The organism is Kistimonas scapharcae (genome assembly GCF_039540975.1).
In the GTDB taxonomy this organism is placed as follows: Bacteria; Pseudomonadota; Gammaproteobacteria; order Pseudomonadales; family Endozoicomonadaceae; genus Kistimonas; species Kistimonas scapharcae.
In genome coordinates this window covers 17946-34798 of sequence record NZ_BAABFL010000453.1, presented here as the reverse complement: position 1 = coordinate 34798, position 16853 = coordinate 17946, and the positions used below count along the sequence as shown (strand labels likewise).

15 protein-coding genes are annotated in these 16853 nt (G+C 49.8%); 10 read left to right on the top strand and 5 right to left on the bottom strand.

Translation table 11 applies throughout. From position 1 onward, the window contains the following. Positions 1 to 173 precede the first annotated feature (173 nt). Positions 174 to 335, bottom strand: coding sequence for a hypothetical protein (locus ABD892_RS20085; RefSeq protein WP_345197863.1), 162 nt, complete (start codon positions 333 to 335; stop codon positions 174 to 176). 246 nt (positions 336 to 581) lie between these two features. Here ABD892_RS20085 and ABD892_RS20080 point away from each other — a divergent pair, with 246 nt between their 5' ends. From ABD892_RS20080 to ABD892_RS20065, 4 genes are all read left to right on the top strand, one after another. Further along, the gene (locus ABD892_RS20080) at positions 582 to 1778 is read left to right on the top strand and encodes a glycine C-acetyltransferase (protein ID WP_345197862.1); all 1197 of its coding nucleotides are present in this window, start codon (positions 582 to 584) and stop codon (positions 1776 to 1778) included. A gap of 27 nt (positions 1779 to 1805) precedes the next feature. Next, the gene (gene tdh, locus ABD892_RS20075; RefSeq protein ID WP_345197861.1) at positions 1806 to 2831 is read left to right on the top strand and encodes an L-threonine 3-dehydrogenase; all 1026 of its coding nucleotides are present in this window, start codon (positions 1806 to 1808) and stop codon (positions 2829 to 2831) included. A 138-nt stretch (positions 2832 to 2969) separates the two neighbouring features. Next, entirely contained in the window at positions 2970 to 3824 is an 855-nt protein-coding gene (locus ABD892_RS20070; RefSeq protein ID WP_345197860.1) for an SMP-30/gluconolactonase/LRE family protein, read from the top strand. Between the two features lie 44 nt (positions 3825 to 3868). Further along, a complete protein-coding gene (locus tag ABD892_RS20065; RefSeq protein ID WP_345197859.1) occupies positions 3869 to 5914 on the top strand; it encodes an LTA synthase family protein in 2046 nt (681 codons plus the stop codon). A 168-nt stretch (positions 5915 to 6082) separates the two neighbouring features. Here the strand turns inward: ABD892_RS20065 and ABD892_RS20060 are convergent, their stop codons facing one another. From ABD892_RS20060 to folM, 3 genes are all read right to left on the bottom strand, one after another. Next, positions 6083 to 7630 carry a glycosyltransferase family 32 protein gene (locus ABD892_RS20060; RefSeq protein WP_345197858.1) on the bottom strand — a complete coding sequence of 516 codons (1548 nt, stop codon included), beginning with the start codon at positions 7628 to 7630 and terminating at the stop codon, positions 6083 to 6085. Between the two features lie 396 nt (positions 7631 to 8026). Beyond that, positions 8027 to 8581, bottom strand: a complete 555-nt coding sequence (gene folE / locus ABD892_RS20055) for a GTP cyclohydrolase I FolE (RefSeq protein ID WP_345197857.1) — start codon at positions 8579 to 8581, stop codon at positions 8027 to 8029. Then, a complete protein-coding gene (gene folM / locus ABD892_RS20050) occupies positions 8578 to 9342 on the bottom strand; it encodes a dihydromonapterin reductase (RefSeq protein WP_345197856.1) in 765 nt (254 codons plus the stop codon). Before folM ends, folE begins: the two co-directional genes overlap by 4 nt. A 187-nt stretch (positions 9343 to 9529) precedes the next feature. Here folM and ABD892_RS20045 point away from each other — a divergent pair, with 187 nt between their 5' ends. The 6 genes from ABD892_RS20045 to ABD892_RS20020 all read left to right on the top strand — a co-directional run bounded on the left by ABD892_RS20045 (position 9530) and on the right by ABD892_RS20020 (position 15746). Next, positions 9530 to 10537 (top strand): amino acid ABC transporter substrate-binding protein, encoded by a 1008-nt coding sequence (locus tag ABD892_RS20045; RefSeq protein WP_345197855.1) that lies wholly within the window; start codon positions 9530 to 9532, stop codon positions 10535 to 10537. 102 nt (positions 10538 to 10639) lie between these two features. Then, on the top strand, positions 10640 to 11692 hold the full coding sequence (locus ABD892_RS20040; RefSeq protein WP_345197854.1) for an amino acid ABC transporter substrate-binding protein: 1053 nt from the start codon (positions 10640 to 10642) through the stop codon (positions 11690 to 11692). Positions 11693 to 11993: 301 nt separating this feature from the next. Further along, complete coding sequence (locus ABD892_RS20035) at positions 11994 to 13178, top strand: amino acid ABC transporter permease (protein ID WP_345197853.1); 1185 nt, start codon at positions 11994 to 11996, stop codon at positions 13176 to 13178. Positions 13179 to 13183: 5 nt separating this feature from the next. Next, entirely contained in the window at positions 13184 to 14281 is a 1098-nt protein-coding gene (locus ABD892_RS20030) for an amino acid ABC transporter permease (RefSeq protein ID WP_345197852.1), read from the top strand. Positions 14282 to 14325: 44 nt separating this feature from the next. Then, positions 14326 to 15096: an amino acid ABC transporter ATP-binding protein gene (locus ABD892_RS20025; protein WP_345197850.1), complete on the top strand. Its 771-nt coding sequence runs from the start codon at positions 14326 to 14328 to the stop codon at positions 15094 to 15096. A 119-nt stretch (positions 15097 to 15215) separates the two neighbouring features. Continuing rightward, positions 15216 to 15746, top strand: coding sequence for a TIGR00645 family protein (locus ABD892_RS20020; RefSeq protein ID WP_425559314.1), 531 nt, complete (start codon positions 15216 to 15218; stop codon positions 15744 to 15746). A 166-nt stretch (positions 15747 to 15912) separates the two neighbouring features. Here ABD892_RS20020 and ABD892_RS20015 read toward each other — a convergent pair whose 3' ends face one another. Further along, positions 15913 to 16851, bottom strand: a complete 939-nt coding sequence (locus tag ABD892_RS20015; protein WP_345197849.1) for a lysophospholipid acyltransferase family protein — start codon at positions 16849 to 16851, stop codon at positions 15913 to 15915. Between the last annotated feature and the right edge of the window lie 2 nt (positions 16852 to 16853).

Here is a 16853-nt window from a genome sequence, read left to right as displayed (position 1 = left end):
GGCTTAATCCCGACAGATCTTCAGCTGATCAACTTAAGAAAGCGGCTTGAGTTGGGGCGACAACTATGTTGACAAACACCGCAACCTGCAAGAGCCAAGATAACACCTAATGCAAAAAGGATTTCAGGGGTTTTTCTTTTATTGATACTTTCTACCTTGAGTGTATCAATACCTTATGGATCGATTTTTGGGAATTCGGCATCAGGAGCAGGCATTGTGGTAGTAGTCTCTTCTGTAAGGTTACAGGCATGCAATCCCATGACCCCTTTGGTTGGATACTCTGGGAGATGGTAATCCGCCGTATCGTAGCCAGGGCTGGTCTCTTGTACTTTCATAATCCATTAACTCCTCTATAGAATGTTTATCTACAGTGAATGTCCAATTATTTGTTACCTCTCTTTAGAGGTTTTGTTAGAGGAATAGTTTTAAAAAAACTGTTTTTAATACTTTTGTCTATATTTTCAGTGTCAGACTTCCATGTTGACTAAGCATGTTGAAACTATCGTTTACCTCTGTCTAGACAAATAGTAACTAATGTTTAATTAATGTTTTCGTTTTTCAGTTTAAGGAAGGTAGGTTATATGAGTAATGCTTTTTATGAACAATTATCAGAGCAGTTGAATGAGTTAAAACAAAAAGGACTTTATAAGGATGAACGGATAATCACTTCCCAGCAGCAGGCTGACATTCAGGTCACTGGTGGCGCGGAGGTGATTAATTTCTGTGCCAACAACTATCTTGGTTTGGCGAATGCGCCTGAGCTGATAGAGGAAGGCAAAGCGGCTCTGGAAAAGTATGGCTATGGCATGGCCTCCGTACGTTTTATCTGTGGCACCCACTCGATTCATAAAACACTTGAACAGCGTATATCGGATTTCCTCGGGATGGAGGATACGATTCTTTACTCCTCCTGTTTTGATGCCAATGGCGGCCTCTTTGAAACGCTGCTGGGACCGGAAGATGCCATTATCAGCGATGCCCTGAACCATGCCAGCATTATTGATGGCATCCGTCTCAGCAAGGCACAGCGATACCGTTATGCCAACAATGACATGGCAGAACTGAAAGCCCGTCTGAAGGAGGCTGATGCCAATGGTGCGCGGCACAAGTTGATTGCCACAGATGGTGTCTTTTCCATGGATGGCATTATTGCCAATCTCAAGGGGATTTGTGAGCTGGCGGATCAGTATGGCGCCATGGTAATGGTGGATGACTGCCATGCGACCGGCTTTATTGGTGAACATGGCCGTGGTACACACGAATACAATGATGTCATGGGGCGGGTGGATATTTTGACCGGTACCCTGGGCAAGGCGCTGGGCGGAGCCTCCGGCGGTTATGTCTGCGCCCGCAAGCCCGTCGTCGAATGGTTGCGTAACCGATCCCGTCCTTATCTTTTCTCCAATACCCTTTGTCCGGTGATTGCAGCGGCCTCCATTCGTGTGCTCGACATGCTGGAAGCGGGAGGGGAATTACGGCAGAAGGTGAATGACAACAGCCACTACTTCCGCACTGAAATGGAAAAGCTGGGCTTCACGTTGGCAGGCAAGGATCACCCGATTATCCCGGTTATGATCGGCGATGCAGCACTGGCGAAACAGTTTGCAGACCGGATGCTGGAAGAAGGCATCTATGTCATTGGTTTCTCCTTCCCAGTGGTGCCGGAAGGCAAGGCGCGAATTCGTACCCAGATGTCGGCTGCCCATGACCGGGAGCACATGGACAAAGCCATCACGGCCTTTGCTAAAGTCGGGCGAGAACTGGGCCTTATTCAATAATCAATACAGTCGTAGCAGGTGGCCGTCATGAGAACGCTGGCAAAGCTGAAGCCGGAAAAAGGCATTTGGATGGATGACAAACCCGTCCCGGAAGTCGGTTATAACGATGTATTGATCAGGATCCGTAAGACCGCGATTTGCGGTACCGATATCCATATCTACAACTGGGATGAATGGTCACAGAAAACCGTGCCGCTGGGCATGACCACCGGCCATGAGTTTGTCGGTGAAATTGTTGAGATGGGCGAGGGCGTTCGAGGTTTCAGCAAAGGTGATCGGGTCTCGGGTGAGGGACACCTGGTCTGCGGGTACTGCCGGAACTGCCGGGCAGGCAGGCGCCACCTGTGTCGCAATACCATTGGGGTGGGTGTCAACCGCCAGGGCGCATTTGCTGAATACCTGTGCATTCCTGCCGTGAATGCCTTCCCGATTCCTGATGATATCAGCGATGACCTGGCGTCGATTTTTGATCCCTATGGCAATGCCGTGCATACCGCGCTGTCGTTTGACATGGTGGGTGAGGATGTCCTGGTGACCGGTGCCGGCCCCATTGGCATTATGGGTGCAGCCATTGCCCGCCATGTCGGCGCGCGGCATGTGGTGATCACGGATGTGAATGACTACCGGCTCGGTCTTGCAGAAAAGATTGGTGTGACCCGTGCCGTCAACGTCATGAAAGAATCGCTGGATGATGTCATGAACGAACTGGGCATGGTGGAAGGGTTTGATGTCGGATTGGAGATGTCGGGTAATGGTGCGGCGTTTGAGCAAATGCTCGAAAAAATGAACCATGGCGGCAAGGTGGCGTTGCTGGGTATCCCATCTGCCGATACCACGATCGATTGGAATCAGGTGATTTTCAAGGGACTGGTGATCAAGGGGATCTATGGCCGGGAAATGTTCGAAACCTGGTACAAGATGGCGACTATGTTGCAGTCTGGACTGGCGATCGAACCGGTCATAACGCATCACTTTCCTGTGGATGATTACGCCAAGGCGTTTGAGGTAATGGCCAGCGGTCAGTCCGGTAAGGTCATTTTAGATTGGCAGTAGTTACCGTTTAGATCTTTACTTCCCTTCATAAAACGACACAGGTCAAACAGGTGCTATCAACACTTGTTTGACCTGTGTCGTTATAGCGTGGAGACGTGCGATATCCGTTGAAACCCCTCTATTCCGGATAGTATGACGATGAAGTGGTGGGCAAGCAGGTTTTCGTTGTCGCTATGGCTGTTTGTGCTGGTGATTCTGCTGACAGCGTTACTGGTGAGTTTCTATGTGCGTTACTTCCCCGTCATAACCTTACAGGGATGGATTGCCCGTACCTGGGTTGACAATGTCCCCCGGGTCTCGGCTCTGGCGCTGCATCCTGATGACGGCTTGTATGCCACGCAGGAATTTTATCCTCCCCGTGGCACACTGCTGCATATCCAGAAAAATGGTGAACGTCAGTTGTTACTCGGGAACCTGGGTAAGCCCGATGGTCTGGTGGCTTTTGGTGATGGCATCGCCGTAGGACAGGAAAGTGGTATTGCGCCTGTCCTGTGGTATCGCCAGGGTAAGGTTGAAGAACTGTTTACAGGTAACGCCGTAGAAGCCCTGGCAGCCTGGGAGAATCGCTACCTTTATACCGTTGAAGACCGCAAGGGGGGGCGCTTGCTGCGCTACGACCATACTACGAAACGACTCGATGTCCTCTATGCCGACGGTGAAGGCATGGAGGGGATTACCCTGTGTCCGGATGGAACGCTGTACTTTTCTGAAAAAAAGCAGGGTAAGGTCTATCGGTTTAATGAAATCAATCCACCGGAACCGGTGATTGAAGGACTTAAGAAGCCGAACTATCTGCTGTGTACCCCTGAAGGACTCTGGATTACCGAAGATGCCACAGCCCATGCCCGGGTGCTGTTGTTTGCTGGTGGCGAAATATCCGTTATCGCCAGTCATCTACGCAGTGCACAGACTATTATTGAAGCCGGTGAGCGACGCATGTTGGTGGCAGAGCAGGGCAGAAACCGGATTCTGGAGCTGATCAGAGAAGAATAGGACTGCCTCTGCCAACCCTGATTCCTGATCTGGAAGCCTTTCCCATGACACGTTGGCACTCGTCGTATCAACGACCTTTATCCCTGTCTGCGCATGTGCTGTTTCTATTGTTCAGTCTGTTGATTCTGATGGTGCTGTTTGGGCTGTTACGGCTGCTGTTGCTGCTTTATAACATGGATCTTGCCACAGGTATGGGACTTTCGGACTGGCAGCACGCCTTTATCACGGGGGTGCGTTTTGATCTGCGAGTGATAGCGATCATCTGTCTGCCACTGGTGTTGGGCACATTATTGCCCGTGACACTGAATGCGAGACGATTTTACAGTGTGTGGCTCACACTGTGGTCAAGCCTCAGTGTTTTCCTGGGGCTGCTGGAGCTGGATTTTTATCGGGAGTTTCATCAACGCCTGAACAATCTGGTATTTCAGTACCTTAAGGAAGATCCTGCCACTGTCATGAGCATGTTATGGCATGGATTTCCTGTATTGCGTTATCTGCTGGGTTGGCTGGTACTCACGCTGTTATTGTTTTCCCTGTTTCGATGGATTGACAGGCGAACCCGGTTTTATAGTGAGAAACCGACGCAGCAAAGAACGCATGTACTGGCGACACGACTGATGGCCTTTGCCTGTGTCTTTTTGATTGACCTGGCTCTGGCAAGGGGAACGTTTCGCAGTGGGCCGCCGTTGCGATGGGGCGATGCTTTCCAGGGAGAATCACTGTTTGCCAACCAGCTGGCGTTGAACGGGGTCTTTACGCTGAGCCAGGCGACCCTTCAGCATTTCAGCCATTCTGGTGAGCATGCCTGGGTGGGGCTTATGCCGGACTCTGAGGCGATAACGTTGACGCGGGATATGCTGCTGACGCGTGGTGATCAACTCATTGATACTGAAGCGGCTGTCATTCGACGAATCACTCAGCCACCGACTGCCGGTATGATGCCTGGAATCCGTAACGTGGTGATTATTCTCATGGAGAGTTTTGCCGGGCGCTTTGTCGGGGCGCTGGGTGGACCAGAGGATATTACGCCCAATTTTGATACGTTGACGGAAGAGGGCGTGTTATTTACACGCTTTTTTTCGAACGGCACGCATACCCATCAGGGCATGTTCGCCACCATGGCCTGTTTCCCCAATCTTCCGGGTTATGAATACCTGATGCAGCAACCGGAAGGGGCTCACCAGTTTTCAGGGTTGCCCAGGCTTCTTGCGGCGAGAGGATATCGTGATGTTTATGTGTATAACGGTGACTTTGCCTGGGATAACCAGTTCGGCTTCTTCCGTAACCAGGGCATGACGACGTTTATTGGTCGAGATGATTTTATCGACCCTGTGTTTATTGATAAGACTTGGGGAGTTTCAGACCAGGATGTGTTTGATCGCGCCCTTGAAGAGTTGGCAAACATGCCTGAGGACAGGCCGTTCTATGCCCTTGTGCAGACGCTGTCGAATCATACGCCTTATGCATTGCCGGAGCCCCTGCCGGTATCACCGGTGACCGGTCAGGGGGAGCAGAATGAACATTTGACTGCGATGCGTTATTCGGACTGGGCGTTGGGGCGCTTCTTCCGTTCGGCACGCACCTACCCCTGGTTTAATGAGACCCTTTTCGTGATTGTTGGCGATCATGGGTTTTCATCCCCGTTGCAGCTGACCGACATCGATTTATTGCGATTCTATGTGCCCATGCTGATGATCGCGCCGGGGATTCAGGCGCAGTTTGGTAGTGAACGGACAACGGTCGGTACCCAGGTGGATGTTGTGCCGACAATCTTGGGGCGCTTTGGCGAGCAACATCAGCACCAGTGCTGGGGGCGAGATTTGTTAAGTCTGCCTCCGTCAGCGCCGGGGATCGGTGTGATCAAGCCGTCGGGTGGCAGTCAGATGGCAGCGATTGTCGAAGGTGATCTGGCACTTGTATTAATACCGGGATTTGGCAATCGGTTATACCGTTATCATTTGGGTAGCCATCCACAGGCCGTGGCGATACAGGATGAGACTGTGGAGGAAAAAATGCAGAAACAGCTAGAAGCTTACATTCAGAGTGCAACCCAGGCACTTCAGAATAATACTGCAGGGGTTAGGAATTGATTATCTCATTCAACACTATCGTAAATTATAATATTGATGTTAGATTGTGAAATAATTAGGTTGCTTTGAAAATATGATATAAGTTTTTAGTGAATAAATAGCAGTTTTTAACTCCGGTAAGACTATTGGCTGTTGTAAGTCCACCGGAGTTAGAAGTGCAAATGTTAATTAATATTTTATTTGAAGGTCATCAACATATTTTGGGTTTGGTATAGTTCCAAACCAACTTCCATCTCCGCCAATAGTAATATTGGTCATATTTCGCCGTTCTTGCATGTTGGCAATCGTAGGAGCATACTTCGGGAAAGGAAAACCCGATTCAGTGACGAAAGTTAATCCATCTTTGTATAGTTTGTTTGGCCCCAAAAATTCTTTAATAGCATCTCCGCCTCCTCCCAAGGTTTTTGAAACGGCGAAAAATCTGACAGAGCATCTTTTTAATCTATCTTCTCTACTAATCTCTTCAGTGCATTTTTGTTCAATTTGAGGTTTGGCAATATTTATGGACAGCTCAATGAGAAGGTTGGGGATGTTCTCAATATTTGTTTGCAGTTCGAGGGCAAGTTGATGCTTTAGCGCATTACGGGTTAGGCTTAATGTGAAGTTTGTAAAAAAACGTATCGCATGAGTTTTTCTGCATTGATATAAGCGCATCATATCATGATCATTAATTTTGTATGGTTGATTAGAAATTGTTTTTACACTTGTTTCAGACATATTCCCCTTTTCCAAAATGCTTTCTTGTTTAAGCATGTAAGTAAGCATAGATAGAATCATTGGACTTTGCCTTGAAGAGGCCATCAGATTGTTTGATGGGCAAGTGATTTTTTGAACAGCACCAGTTGGCAAAGGCATATCTACTTCATGGATTCTCATAAGAAGTCCGTTCTTTCCTTTTAATGGTATTAATGGCCACTCTACAGATCCGCGCTTCGGATCAAAGTCTTCCATTGGTGCAGCGATATCGCTATGCATACCACCATAGGTATACATTAAAGCAAGGCGGAAATAATCACTTCGAAGTGCCTGATTACATAGCCCAATACGGTGTAGCTCGGTTCTATTAACAAACTCTTTGAATATTTCGTTTGCGTTGGTACAGCCCGTTTCTATCAAGGCGCTATGAAAATCCTTATATAATTGATCGACGGTTATGGTTTCGATCATGCCGGTCATAGTATCCATTTTAGCTTCAGTTACTGCGATAGTCATGGGGTTATCAACCAAAACTTTAACGTTGATGCCGTTGAATTTTGATAACGCTTTAAAGTGCTGGATATTTCTCAAATTCTTTTCGGAAATTTTAGCATTTCCAACCCATTCGAAAAATACATTGCTTGGTATATCTTCATTGTCGAGTTGGCTAGGATGGGATGCATAGAATAATCTCATGAATAAGCTCTTTAATATTAGTTCATCTCTTAACATGCCATAGCATTGCTGACTCTCTAAGTCGACTCTATCAATTTCTGGTGATGGTTGATCGGATGCTAATACGAGATTTGATACACCTTCTGTTACTGTATGTACTGCTCTTTCATATTTTGACTGCTGTTGCCTGTCATCGCAATCATATTGTTTTCTAGAGCAGGTGGCAGAATCAACAGGTTGCTTCGATAGAGATATAAGTCGTAAAAAAGCTTCTCTTGTGATTTTGTGGTGCTGCTGTGAATTGCCAGGAATAACGGTTGAATCCTGTTTTCCTTGTACTTTCATAATGAATAATCCTCTAATAACGGTTTGAACTATTTCCTGCACCACTTTAGGCTATGTTTTTTGGTAAAAGTTCAATGGTTTGTTTTTGCGGTGAGGGAGAGTCTATTGGTTGGTTTTCTGGTTTGAATGTTTTGTTGGTGAATGAAGAGTTCATCTTAAATTGTTAATATAACAATGTGGTAAGGTTTGCTGACTAAATATTAATTGTTATTGTTTTTGGGTCTTTTTTTATTTGTTGGTGGCTATTGAAAGTTAATGTTTTAGATTGTTCTTATTGAAGTTAAGTGTCAGGAAGATGGAATGTCATATAAAAATAATAAGCTAAATTCTTATTTAACGTGGTTGTCCAGTGCCGTTAATTCCGGCACTGGCTAGAGTAGTGTGTTATCCGTTACCTTATGAGCTGATATGGCGGAGGAACTCTTCCCGGGTGGGGAGGTTGGTTCGGAAATCGCCCAGCATCACGGAAGACGTCATGGACGAATTCTGTTTTTCAACACCACGCATCATCATGCACATGTGCTTGGCTTCAATGACAACCGCCACGCCACGTGCACTGGTCACTTCCATCACCGCTTCAGCAATCTGTTGGGACATGTTTTCCTGGATCTGCAGGCGGCGGGCAAACATGTCCACAATGCGAGCAAACTTTGACAGGCCCAGCACCTTGCCGTTCGGCAGGTAGGCGACATGGCACTTGCCGATAAACGGCAACAGGTGATGCTCGCACAGGGAGTACAGCTCAATATCCTTTACGACCACCATTTCATCATTGCGGGATTCAAAGATCGCACCATTGACGATTTCATGAAGATCCTGGTGATAACCCCGGGTCAGGAACGCCATGGCTTTGGCCGCACGTTGTGGGGTGTTACGCAGACCATCGCGCTCCAGGTCTTCGCCCAGTGAGTGTAGGATGTTGCGGTAGTGTTCGGTCAGGTTATCAATCATTCTGAATCCATGAGGTTGTAGGTTGTCGGAAGCGGGAGATGGGTGAGATTCATGCCGCCGTCAACAGGAATGGTTGCGCCGGTGATGTAGGGATTATCCAGCAGAAAACGAACAGTCTGGTAGATGACCTGTTCCCCGGGCGCGAGACCCATGGGAGGTGTCTGCAGACGCCCGGCCTTTTCGGCTTCCCGGTCCTGCTCGTTCATGATGATCAGGTAGGGGGCGATGGCATTGACCTTGATGGTCGGGGCAAACAGTCGAGCCATGGATGCTGTCATATTCTCCAGACCCGCCTTGGTGGCTGAATAGGCGGCGTGTGTCGCACTTCCATGGCGGGTGTTGTGGTCTGTCATGTGGATAATGTCGGCTGTTCCACTGTCGCAGTTCTCAAGCAAAGGTCGCAAACCCCGGTTGATCAGCCATGGCGCCATCATATGAACCTGGAACAGTGAGGCCAGGGTATCGGTATCCAGCGGTGAATCAACGTCAGGTGTGAAGTCGGACGCATTGTGGATGATGGCGCGCAGGCTGTCAGTTTCCTGTTGGATCCTGCCAATAAAAGCCAGGATATTCTCGTTGCTGGAAAAATCCGCCTTTATAGTGTGTATGCCTTCCTGTTGCAATGCCTCCAGTTCATCGTTCTCTGTCCGGTACGTGATGATGACGGGATGGCCGCCCCGTTTCAGTGTCCGTGCGTTGTACAGGCCCAGTCGACGGGCTCCGCCGGTAATCAGGATCGGGGAACGGAAGGTTTCTGCCATAGGGTGTCATACCGTTATTGTTCAATGTGCGGCGGCATGGAGTGTATCACAGCTTTTCGGGATTATATCCCGGCAGTTCCCGTGGGAAATCAGGACAGAGGGAGGCAACGTGGATTGCTTCATAATGCGAAAAAACGCTAAGGTTGGCAGCTGTGCAAAAAACCAAAAATAAAAAAGACAACATGCCATGATTCCGTTTTGGTATCGTATTGCAGCCCTGGTATTTTTGATCCTGACACCGCTCACCGTATGGTCTGGCACGCTGGCGACAGTCAAGGAACGGGGTTTCCTGCGCTGTGGTGTTCATCCGGGTTTGCCGGGGTTTGCCTCGCAGGATGATCAGGGACAGTGGCAGGGATTTGATGTGGATTTCTGTCGTGCTGTCGCAGCGGCTGCTTTAAGGGATGCCGATGCCGTACGTTTTATTCCACTGGATGCGCAGGAGCGTTTCACCGCCTTGCAGTCTGGCGCTATTGACCTGCTTTCCCGAAATACCACTTGGACACTTTCCCGTGATACTGCGCTGGGTTTGGACTTTGCGGGTATCAGTTACCACGATGGTCAGGGATTCCTGGTCTGGAAAAAGCAACGAATCCGACGTGCGACCGAACTGGATGATGCCTCAATTTGCGTGATCGCAGGAACAACCACGGAACTGAACTTGGCTGACTGGTTTCAGCAACAGGGGCAAACCTACCGTCCGGTTGTCATGAAAAACTATGATGCGGTTGCCAGTGCGTTCAGGGATGGGCGGTGTGATGTCGTCACATCCGATCAGTCGCAACTCTATGCCCTTCGTTTACGCCTGAAAAAACCCACAGAGGCGGTTGTCTTACCCGATATGATTTCCAAGGAACCGTTGGGGCCGGTTGTCCGGCAGGGCGATGCCCAGTGGTTCAATATTGTGCGCTGGACACTGGCTGCGTTAATCAATGGTGAGGAGCTGGGGTTGGCGAAGAAAACAATTGCACAGCGTCCGCGTGGTCCGGCTGTGGAACGTTTCCTTGAAATGTCGATACCGGCTGACAGCATGGGGCTACCGAAGGACTGGACCGGGCAGGTCATTGGTCAAGTCGGCAATTATGGAGAAATATTCGAGCGAAATCTGGGGATTCTTTCACCCTTGTTAATGGATCGGAGTCTCAATGCGCTATGGCGAGACGGGGGGATTTTATACGCGCCGCCGTTCCGGTAAGGTAGCGACAAGGTCACCATGATTAAGAAAGTTGTCTGGCCTGTAACTTGCATTACGGACATGCTGAAAAAGAACACAACAAGAAAAACACAGGAATGGGACATGAAAGCAAACATTGATCGCACCCCTGTCAAAAGCCGACGCCGTTCATGGTTGGCCGGTGCTGCCCTTGCTCTGGGCTCAATATCCACCATGGCGATGGGCGCCTCAACACTGGAATCTGTAAAAGAGCGTGGCTATCTGCAGTGTGGCGTGAATACCGGGTTGCCTGGTTTTTCTGCGCCGGATGAGAAAGGCAACTGGTCAGGTCTGGATGTCGAGGTTTGTCAGTCAATAGCTGCAGCGGTACTTGGTGACAAGAGCAAGGTTCGTTATACCCCGCTGACCTCAAAGGAGCGATTCACTGCCCTGCAATCCGGCGAGATTGATGTACTGTCCCGTAACACCACCTGGACTCAGACCCGCGATAATACTCTTGGTCTGAATTTTGCGGGTGTTGCCTATTATGACGGACAGGGCTTTATGGTTAGTAAAAGCCTGGGAGTAAGGAGCGTTCGTGAACTGGATGGTGCGGCCGTTTGTGTCCTTTCTGGCAGTACCACCGAATTGAACCTGGCGGATTATTTCCGTCAGCACGGGATGGAATATGAGGCCGTCAATTATGATACCGCTGACCAGACCGTAAAAGGGTTTGAATCGGGGCGTTGTGATGTGCTGACCGCTGACCAGTCAGGTCTCTATGGTCAGCGTTTGCGTCTGGCAAAGCCTGCCAGTGCTGTTGTTCTGCCAGAAGTGATTTCCAAAGAGCCACTGGGGCCGGTCGTACGGCAGGGCGATGATCAGTGGCTCAATATCGTGAAATGGACCCTCTTCGCACTGGTCAATGCCGAGGAACTCGATATCAATTCCATGAATGTCGACAAAATGCAGAAATCCACCAACCCGGCAGTTGCCCGGTTTATGGGCTCCGATGGCCCCGGCGGCAAAGGACTGGGACTGTCTGATGACTGGGCCTATCAGATCGTGAAGCAGGTGGGTAATTACGGCGAAATTTTTGAACGGAATGTGGGGGATAAATCACCCCTGAAGGTGGCCCGGGGAATCAACTCGCTCTGGAACCAGGGTGGGATTCTTTATGCACCGCCTTTCCGGTAAGTCGAGGTATCCGGTGGTTTTCGTTTAGTCAGGCTACCGGGAAGCCGCCAGCGGAGGTGTCACGCTTTCGCCGCTCCGAAGGGTCTTCCTGACCCTGCGGAGCTACCGCGGCAGTCCTTGCCGCTGCTGCAGCGTGACACCTCTGCTGGCAGCAACGTCATTGCTGTCGTCAGGTTATGCTGAGTCAGTGGTAATGAATAACAATAATAATGCGACAGCGGATTGTTCTTTTGACCTGTGTCGCTCGTCGCTTTCGGATAGAACCAATATTGCCTAGCAGCTATTTCAAGAGGGAGCAGGAATGGGTGTAAAAGCTTCCCATAACAACATGAAAACCCGTTTCTGGAATGATCCCGATAAACGCGCCCTGTTGTTTCAGGTGATCGTGGCGGCAGTTGTCGTTTTCATGGTGATTGTGATTGTTGATAATACGGTCACCAACCTTGAAAAACGTGGGATTACAACCGGGTTTGATTTTCTGGATCAATCCGCAGGTTTTGGCATTACGCAAACCCTGATTGATTTTGATGAATCCCATAGCTTTGGTCGTACGTTTATTGTGGGTCTGCTCAATACCATTCTGGTTTCTATTTTGGGCATTATCCTTTCGACAGTCGTTGGTTTTCTTGTCGGTGTTGGGCGATTGTCGGGCAACTGGTTGGTTTCCCGCCTCTGTGGTGCCTATATCGAGATTTTTCGCAATATTCCCGTCCTGCTGCAAATCATGTTCTGGTATTTTGCGGTATTGCGAATCCTGCCATCACCACGACAAAGCCTGTCATTAGGGGAAAGTATGTTTCTCAATGTTCGGGGTTTGTATGTCCCTGAACCACTGTTTCAGTCGGGAGCCGCTTGGTTGGCTGCCGCGCTGTTCCTGGCAATAGCTGCCAGTATTCTGCTGGTATTCTGGAGTCGGTGCCGTCAGCGTCAGACAGGACAGACGTTGCCTGTTGCACTTGTGTCCATTGCCCTGCTGTTGGGTTTACCTGTGCTTGTCATGCTATTCGGACAAAACATTGTGGTGTGGGAGTCTCCACAACTGAAAGGGTTTAACTTTCGGGGCGGAATCACTGTCTTGCCGGAATTGATGGCATTGCTGCTGGGGCTTGTTTTCTATACCGCGTCGTATATTGCTGAAAATGTCCGTTCCGGTATTGAAGCGGTCAACAAGGGGCAAACTGAAGCGGCCCATGCGCTGGGGCTTTCGCGGGGGCGAACGTTGCGGCTGGTGATTATTCCCCAGGCCATGCGGGTGATTATTCCGCCACTGTCTACCCACTACATGAACCTGATCAAGAACTCATCCCTGGCAACGGCTATTGGTTATCCGGATATGGTCAGTGTGTTTATGGGGACAACGCTGAATCAAACCGGACAGGCCATAGAAATCATCGGCATGACCATGGCTGTTTATCTCATGATGAGCCTGCTGGTGTCGCTATTGATGAATCTCTACAACCGTAAAATGGCGCTGGTGGAGAAATAAGCATAATGGTGAATGACAAGACATTACCGGATCGGCCTGCGCCCGTTGCCCGCAGAGGGATTGTGGGGTGGTTGAGAGACAATCTGTTTGATGGGCCGGTCAATACTGTGCTGACACTGGCAGGGCTGGCGTTTCTCTGGTTTACCCTTGCGCCTTTCGTTCAATGGGCGTTGATAGATGCAGACTGGCTGGGTGATAGCCGCATGGACTGTGACAGTGGTGGCGCCTGCTGGGTGTTCATTAGCTCACGTCTGCAGCAGTTTATCTATGGTTTTTATCCTGACAGTGAGCTTTGGCGGGTCAACCTGTTTTTTGTACAGCTGACGGTTGTGATCGTCTGGGTGTTATGGGACCGCATGCCTGCACGGCAATGGGGGGCGCTTTGGTTTCTTACCGGATTTCCGGTGAGTTCCTGGTGGCTGCTCTATGGTGGTCCCGGATTTTCCGTTGTTGAAACCCATTACTGGGGCGGTCTGATGTTGACCCTGGTGTTGGCGCTTGTCGGTATGGTCTTTGCACTGCCCGCTGGTATTTTGCTGGCGCTGGGAAGGCGCAGTGACATGCCATTAATTCGTGCGCTATCTGTCGTTTTTATTGAAGTCTGGCGTGGCGTACCCTTGATCACCATCCTGTTCATGGCGTCGGTGATGTTGCCGTTGTTTGTCCCCGAAGAGATTGATCTTAACAAACTGGTCAGAGCCATGATTGGCCTCATCCTGTTTGAGGCGGCGTTATTGGCGGAAGTTATCCGTGGCGGTATGCAGGCGATTCCCAAGGGACAGTATGAAGCGGCCGCTGCTATTGGTCTGGGTTACTGGCGAGGCATGGGGTTGGTGGTTATGCCACAAGTGTTGAAGATTTGTATCCCCGGCATCGTGAATACGTTTGTTGCCCTATTTAAAGACACCAGTCTGGTATTGATTATTGGGCTGTTTGATTTGCTGGCGATTGTTCAGGCGGGGTTGAATGACCCCAAATGGCTTGGATTTGCCTCAGAGGGATATCTGTTTGCGGGATTTGTCTTCTGGGCTTTCTGCTTTGGAATGTCCCGTTACAGTCTTGCACTGGAGCGTAAACTCGATACAGGCCATAAGAACAGCTGACAGTCTCAAGTTTAATCAGAATAAAAAAGGGTGGGGATGTCTCTATGGATGCAACAGAATCACAGGTTGAACCAACGGCTGAGCCTGTCATTGAACTGAGTAACGTTAACAAGTGGTACGGTGATTTCCATGTGCTGAAGGATATCAACCTGACCGTACGTCGGGGAGAACGGATTGTTATCTGTGGTCCATCCGGCTCAGGCAAATCGACCATGATTCGCTGTATTAACCGGCTGGAAGAGCACCAGGAAGGTGATATCACGGTTGGCGGTGTCCCGCTCACCAACGACCTTAAAAATATTGAACACATACGCAAAGATGTGGGGATGGTTTTTCAACACTTTAATCTGTTTCCCCATCTGACGGTTCGTGAGAACTGTACACTGGGTTTGATCTGGGTACACAAAATGCCCAAAAAGGAAGCGGATGAAATTGCGATGAAATATCTCGAACGTGTCCGGATTCCCGATCAGGCCGATAAATATCCGGGTCAGTTATCCGGCGGGCAGCAGCAGCGTGTTGCCATAGCCCGCAGTCTCTGCATGAATCCCAGTGTCATGCTGTTTGATGAACCAACCTCTGCCCTTGATCCGGAAATGATCAAGGAAGTGCTGGATGTCATGGTGGAGTTGGCAGAAGAGGGCATGACCATGCTGTGTGTCACCCATGAAATGGGGTTTGCCAAGACGGTGGCTGATCGGGTGATCTTCATGGATGGTGGGCAGATCATTGAAGAGAATGATCCGGACAGATTCTTCAACCAGCCACAATCAGAACGAACCCGGCTGTTCCTCGGGCAGATATTGAGTCATTGAACAGGTTAAAGCGGAGTTTTGCCTGAACGTGGACTGAATCGCTGTCCTGTTTTTCTGTTTTTTCCGCGTTTCATCGGGTATTTTATCCCCCGCCAGTTTAGGCTTTCTGGTGGGGGACCATGATAGAGAAATTTTTTGATACCTGTATTTACGCGGCGCGCTGGCTTCTGGCGCCACTTTACCTTGGGCTGTCGCTGATTCTGCTGGCTGTCCTGATCAAGTTCTTTCAGGATGTGTGGCTCTTGTACTCACATCTGCTGGAAATGCCTGAACGTGATTTGATTCTCCATATCCTTGGCATGGTCGACCTGGTGCTGGTCAGTGGATTGGCATTGATGGTGATGTTCAGTGGCTATGAGAATTTCGTCTCACGGCTGGAAGTGGGTGAGGTAGAGCGTGAAAAACTCGCCTGGCTGGGCAAAATGGATGCCGATTCGCTGAAGGCAAAGCTGGCGACATCGATCGTGGCCATCTCATCCATTCACCTGCTGCGGGTGTTTATGAATGCCAGCAATACGCCGGATGACAAGATCATGTGGTATGTCATCGTGCACCTGACGTTTGTGGTTTCAGCGGTAGGTATGGCGGTTCAGGATCGTTTGCTGGGACGTTCCAAGAAACAGCAAAGTGTGATTATTCACGAGCGTTAAGTGTGTCTGTGGTGTTGTAGTGACGGGTATGCCGGTATCGGCCATACCCGTTTTACGCCCGTGTCGACGGGCTTTCCTGCCCGGCGACACTCCCGCGGCATCCCTGCCGCTGCTGCAAACGGGTATGGCCGATACCGGCTTGCAAGTTCGTCTTATCCTCGATCTATCAGGTGGCAATCCGTGCCTGGGCCTTTTGTGCTTTACGGTGCTTACGCTTGAACCGATAGAGCTTTTCTTTGCCTTCCGGACGTGTTTTGAAACGTGCGTAATTCCATTGGTACATTGTCGGACATTCGTTGATGCACGCTTCGATGGAGGCGTTCATCGCGGTTGCAGCAATAGCGGGATCTTTATCCCTGATCGTCTCTGGCGCCGGTTTGATAACGACCTCATAACCACCATTATCACGCCGTCTGGCGTACATGCTCAGTAATGCCGCAGGGTGAGTACTGGCAAGGTTGTTGACCAGTTTGCCCGTCCAGGCCTGTTCGCCAAAGAAAGGGGCAAAGACGCCGCTTTTTGGGCCGGGTTCCTGATCAGGAAGAACAGCAACAACTGCCTTTTCCCGCAGTACACGGTGCAGTGTTTTGACACCGGTAACGTTGGCGGGAATCAAACCGACCTTGACCCGGCTTCTGGAGCGATAGATCCACCGGTCCAGCGCCTTGATCTTGGCCGGTTTGTACATGGCGTACATGTACAGGTGATGGCGCAGGAAATGATTGAGAATCTCCCAGGTGCCATGATGCGGCAGAATCAGAATGATGCCCTTGTCATCGTCGAGCGCTTTCTGAAGATGCTCCATACCGGTGACGTGTGTAATCATCCGATCGACTTTTTCCAGTGGCCAGAACCAGGTCATGCCCGCTTCGAACAGGGTTTTGCCGGATTCGATCATGCTCTGCTTCAGCAGTGACTCGCGGTCACTGTCGCTGAGCTGTGGATAGCACAACTGGATGTTGGTTCGGCTGATTTTCGTTCGGCGGTTGTTTAACCGCCAGCTCAGCCAGCCGAAACCGGTGCCAAGGGCATGAGCTACCGATAGCGGCATCCATGCGATCAGGCGTGCAATGCCCATGGCAAGGTAAACAAGAAGGGTCTTCAAAC